This window comes from Caulobacter sp. S45 (assembly GCF_903642205.1).
Classification (GTDB): domain Bacteria; phylum Pseudomonadota; class Alphaproteobacteria; order Caulobacterales; family Caulobacteraceae; genus CAHJWH01.
In genome coordinates this window covers 1-4,561 of record NZ_CAHJWH010000201.1, presented here as the reverse complement: position 1 = coordinate 4,561, position 4,561 = coordinate 1, and the positions used below count along the sequence as shown (strand labels likewise).

The 4,561-nt window shown below is 67.7% G+C and carries 4 protein-coding genes; 3 read left to right on the top strand and 1 reads right to left on the bottom strand.

Features of this window, described 5'->3' with window-relative positions; translation table 11 throughout:
• The 3 genes from HUV06_RS14735 to rarD all read left to right on the top strand — a co-directional run.
• The coding region (locus HUV06_RS14735; RefSeq protein ID WP_217433906.1) for a hypothetical protein at positions 1-1,398 on the top strand (1,398 nt) is incomplete at its 5' end.
• 21 nt (positions 1,399-1,419) lie between these two features.
• Positions 1,420-1,947, top strand: a complete 528-nt coding sequence (locus HUV06_RS14730) for an HD domain-containing protein (protein ID WP_174302004.1) — start codon at positions 1,420-1,422, stop codon at positions 1,945-1,947.
• A 130-nt stretch (positions 1,948-2,077) separates the two neighbouring features.
• Positions 2,078-3,055 (top strand): EamA family transporter RarD, encoded by a 978-nt coding sequence (gene rarD, locus HUV06_RS14725; RefSeq protein ID WP_174302003.1) that lies wholly within the window; start codon positions 2,078-2,080, stop codon positions 3,053-3,055.
• A gap of 65 nt (positions 3,056-3,120) precedes the next feature.
• Here the strand turns inward: rarD and HUV06_RS14720 are convergent.
• The coding region (locus tag HUV06_RS14720; protein ID WP_174302002.1) for a DUF6880 family protein at positions 3,121-4,561 on the bottom strand (1,441 nt) is incomplete at its 5' end.

Sequence of the window (4,561 nt, the reverse complement as noted above, 5' to 3'; positions counted from 1 at the left end):
CTCCTTCGTGAATCGTTGTGGCATGGAGGCTCTCCTTCCTCACCGGGAGCTCTCCACTTTTCCGAGGCAGGTCCAGGGGAGGTGTTCACCGCGGTGGTGGAGCTCGGGGTGGCCTGGGAGCACCCGGAGTCAAGGCGCGGGTCGCAGATCGCGCGGGACCTTGGCGCAGGTCGGCTGGACTGGCTGAGATGTGAGGCGATCGCGCGGGGCTATGAGCTGGTGCAGGGCTGGCCCGACGGCTTTCCCACGCTCGTGGCTCGCCTGCGCCAGGGCCAGAGCGGGGTCTGTCTCTCCCCGTCCATGGCGCTGCGGGAGCTGGGGACGCTGGGCCGGTTTTTCGACAGCCGCCAGCCCGACACGCCCCTGCGCCGGCTGCTCTGCAGCTGCATTGGCGACGCAGCCGTGGCGGCGGCGACGCCGGTGAAGCTCGGCGCCCTGGCGCACCTGGGCGGGGCCACGCGCGCCGACACCTTGAGCCTGACCCAGGCTCAATCCAGCTTCGCCGTCGCCAAGGCGGCCTTGTCTCGTCTGGTCCCGCAGAGCGAGGCGCTGGTCAGCGGCAGGACGGGACGGGGCGGCAGCGTGCGGTTCGATCGCGCCCGGCTGCAGGCGGCGGTCGCCGAGTACAAGCGCGCCATGCGGCCGGCCAGCGCCGCGGCCCTGTTGAACGTCCCCGCCTTCTGTCTTTCCGCCTTAGCCGAGCACGGGCTGATCGAGGCCATCACCGATCCCGACGCACGGCGACTGGCCGATGTGGATGCGCTCTACGGCGCCGCCAGCGTCCAGGCCTGTGTGCAGGCCCTGCGCAAGGTGGTCCCGAACCGCGGTGGCGGCCGCTGGCCCGATCCCCTGGCCCACGCCATGGCGCGCAGGTTCTCAAGCCAGGCCTGGGCGAAGGTGTTCAAAGGCCTGCTGTCCGGGCGGCTGCCGCTCTGCGCCATGGACGCCACCCGCCACCGGCTGATCGATCAGCTCCTGGTCGACGTGGAGTTCGTCAGGGCGTTCCTCGCCGGCTCCAAGGACCTCGCCCAGCGCGCCGGCGTGAAGCTCACCGCGTGTGACGCCGGGCTGCTGCTAGGCGCGCACGAGACCTACATCCCCAAGCTCATCGAGGGCGGACTGCTCCGCGGGCGCCGCGAAGGGCGGGCCTGGATCATCGACCTGGCGGACCTAGTCGCGTTCGACGACGACTACGTCCTCTCCGTGGAGCTCTACCGCACGCACTTTTATGCTCGCGGGTTCAATCACAGCTGCTCGCCGCCGAGCCTGCTCGACACGAACAAGTTCCGGGTGTGGGAGCGTGACGATCCAGCCCTTCGCGTCCGGCCTTCATACGAGCAGCACCTGACGGGAGGGCGCAGAGCCAAGCGTCGACGCATGCAGCCCCTACCGAGATGAAGCTAAAAGGAGACCAAGCCCATGACCACGGTCGTCGACCTCGCGGCCGCCTACCACTTCGCAGCCGTCCAGCACGTGGACCAGCGCCGCAAGGGCCAGCGCGCCGAGCCCTACATGAACCACCTCACCGAGGTCGCCGAACTGGTCGCCCACGCCACCGAAGGGCGCGAGCTCGACATCGCCATCGCGGCCGTGCTGCACGACACCGTGGAGGACACAGGCGCGAGCCTGGCCGAGATCAGCGAGCGGTTCGGCGCTGACGTGGCCGCCCTGGTCGCCGAGGTGACCGACGACAAGTCGCTGCCCAAAGCCGAGCGCAAGCGCTTGCAGGTGGAGCACGCACCCCATGCCTCCAGGGGCGCCAAGCTGATCAAGCTGGCGGACAAGACCGCCAACCTGCGGGCGCTCGTCGCCAGTCCGCCGCCGGATTGGACGGCGGAGCGTCGCGATGAATATCGTGACTGGGCGAGGGAGGTGGTCGCGGGCTGCAGAGGCGCCAGTCCGTGGCTGGAGGCCCGCTTCGATGAGGCCGCCGCAGCGCTCTCGTGAGCATAGCTCTGTGGGAATTTAGACTTCGCGCGAAAGGCCCGGTGAACGAACACGTCTTTGCCGGAACCTGAGATGACCCTGGCAGCGGCCGGTCCTCGCCCGTGGTCCATCCTTCGTCTAAACGGCGGCCATGACCATCCCCGAGCCCACTTCCGCAACGGGGATCGGTCCGCAGGGCGGCGACCGCATCCCGGTCTTTGCAGGCCTGGGCTGCTATCTGGCTTGGGGCCTGCTCCCGATCTTATTCATCTGGGCAGGTCGGGTCGGAGCCGGCGCCTTCGAGATCGTGGCATGGCGCACGATCTGGTCGCTGCCATGCGTCGCGGCTCTGGTGTTCATCACAGGTCAGGCGGCAAGCCTTCGCCGGTTGAGACCTTCGACCTGGGCGGCGCTGGCGCTGTCCTCTTTCCTGATAGCTGTGAACTGGTCGACCTATGTCTGGGCCGTGAGCGCAGGCCGGACCATTTCCGCCAGCCTCGGCTATTACATTCTACCGCTGCTCAACATGGCCGCCGGCGCCGTTCTCTTCGAGGAGCGGATCAGCCGAACCGGCTGGATCGCTGTAGCCCTTGCCGCCACTGGGGTCGGACTACAGGGCCTGGCCCTGGGCGAGTTCCCGTGGGTGTCCGTCGTCCTGGCGCTCAGTTTCTGTGGATACGGGATCGTGCGCAAGAAGGCGGCCGTGGAGGCCCAGGTCGGATTGCTCGTGGAGTGCCTGATCCTGTTCGCTCCGGCGGTGGCCTACACAGTCTGGCTTAGCCACAATGGGCACGGCGTGTTCGGCGTCACGCCTGCAGCGACGGGCCTGCTGATGCTTTGTGGCCCGGCGACGGTCCTGCCGCTCGCGTTATTCGCTTTCGCCGCGCGGCGCCTGCCGTTGTCCGTCATGGGCTTCCTGCAGTTCATCTCTCCCACCCTGCAGTTCATGGTGGGCTTCGAGGCCGGCGAAAGCCTGACGCCCCTGCGGATACTCTCCTTTGGCTTCATCTGGGCGGGCGTTCTGACCTTTGCAGGTCAGCTGTGGTTCGCCCGCGCGGGAGCCCGAAAGGCCGTATTGCAGACTGCCTCACCTAATTACCTCAAAGGCACGACTCGCCGGCCATATTAGTCCAGCTGGCGACGTGTGCCACATCGCTCAGACAAACATGCCGCTGCATGAATGACCAAACTCCGCTAGGAGACTATTGACCAGAACCCTGACTTGCGCCCATGGCGGGCTCTTAGGTCAGCGACGTACTGGTCGTGGGAAGGTGACGCCGCCGCGGACCAGTCGACGACGTCGGCCAGAGCCGCGCACGCAGCAAGGTTCCTCGCTGCATACGGGTATGACTTGGACGCAGCCCGCTCGAGCACGCTGTCGATCAGGCGGCGGTGCAGAAGGGTCGCCGCGAGAGGATGGCGTTCGCCCAGGGCCTCCGCGGCGGGATTGAGGATTTCGTAGTCGCGCCCGTCCAGGGCGTCGGCGCGGCGACTTACGAGCTCGGCGGCGAGCCTCAGGTTGGGCCAGCGGATCAGGAAGCTCAGGCCCATCAGTGCGCTGGCATGGGTGCTTGCCAGGGCGAACGCACGATCAAGGGCTGCATCGTCCTCGAAGTCCGGCAGGACCTTCAGATAGCTGCGGAGCAGGTCCGGGTGCAGGGTGTGCTCGAACAGCCGCCAGCGGGAGTCCTGGGCTTCGTCCCGGCGACCAAGCATCTCAAGCGCGCGTATGCGCAGGGTCTCCCGTTCCCAGTCCAGCCCTGCAGGTCGCTCGGGCGGAGAGGATCGAGCTTCCAGGTCGGCGTAGGTCATCACCCGCAGCCCTGGCCTGGCGGTCTCCTTGTCGAGCCAGCTCAGCGCTTCATCAGGGCGGTTTGCATCCAGGAGGCGCCCTGCAATGGCCCGCGTGTTGACCGGGCCGCCATTCTCGGCGGTTTGCACGGCGATGAAGCCGTCCACGTCGCCTCGAGCGTCCGCCACCTCGGCCAGCACTTGCTGGAGCCTGGTGCGTCTCCAGTTGAAGCTCCTGGCCTTTGCAGGCGGGGGCTTTTCGGAGAAGGCCTTGCGGGCCAGATCGCCAAGCGCCAGCAGGCCCACCTCGCCCAAGGCTGGAGTGGCCGCAGCAATCATCTCGTCGTAGACGCCATATTGGTCTGCAACCACAAGGCCGAGGACCTTCTCGGCCAGGGTATCCGGGTCACGGCTGCTGATCTGGGTCCAGGCGGCCCCAAGGTCTGCAACCGCGCGCTCGAGGACAGCGCCGATCCTGCCGTCGGAGTCATCCACTCGCTCGATCAACCGCGGTCCAAGACCCAGCAATCGCTCCAGCCGGTCCGCCGCCGCCGCGGGGTCACGCGGCGTCAAACTCTCAGCAATGGATCGCCTCAGTCCGTCGAGTTCGGCGGCGAAGGCGCGGGCCTTCTCCCACTCGATGTGGCCGCGCGCGGTCGCCAGCGCGCTCAACCGCCGGTCCACAGCCTTGATCACCCCGCCTGGGCCGCTGGTCTCCGCCACCGCCAGGACCAGCCGTTTGCGCACCGTTGTGTCGCCGCCGGCGAGCTCCATCAGCAGAGACGCAAGTCGGTCTGGTCCGAGCGCGGCGAGGTTCTCCGCGTTGAGGACACCTTTGCGGGCC

Bases quoted from the DNA above. Each gene is read 5' to 3' on its own strand.
- rarD (WP_174302003.1), top strand. From the start codon at position 2,078: ATGACCATCCCCGAGCCCACTTCCGCAACGGGGATCGGTCCGCAGGGC.
- HUV06_RS14730 (WP_174302004.1), top strand. From the start codon at position 1,420: ATGACCACGGTCGTCGACCTCGCGGCCGCCTACCACTTCGCAGCCGTC.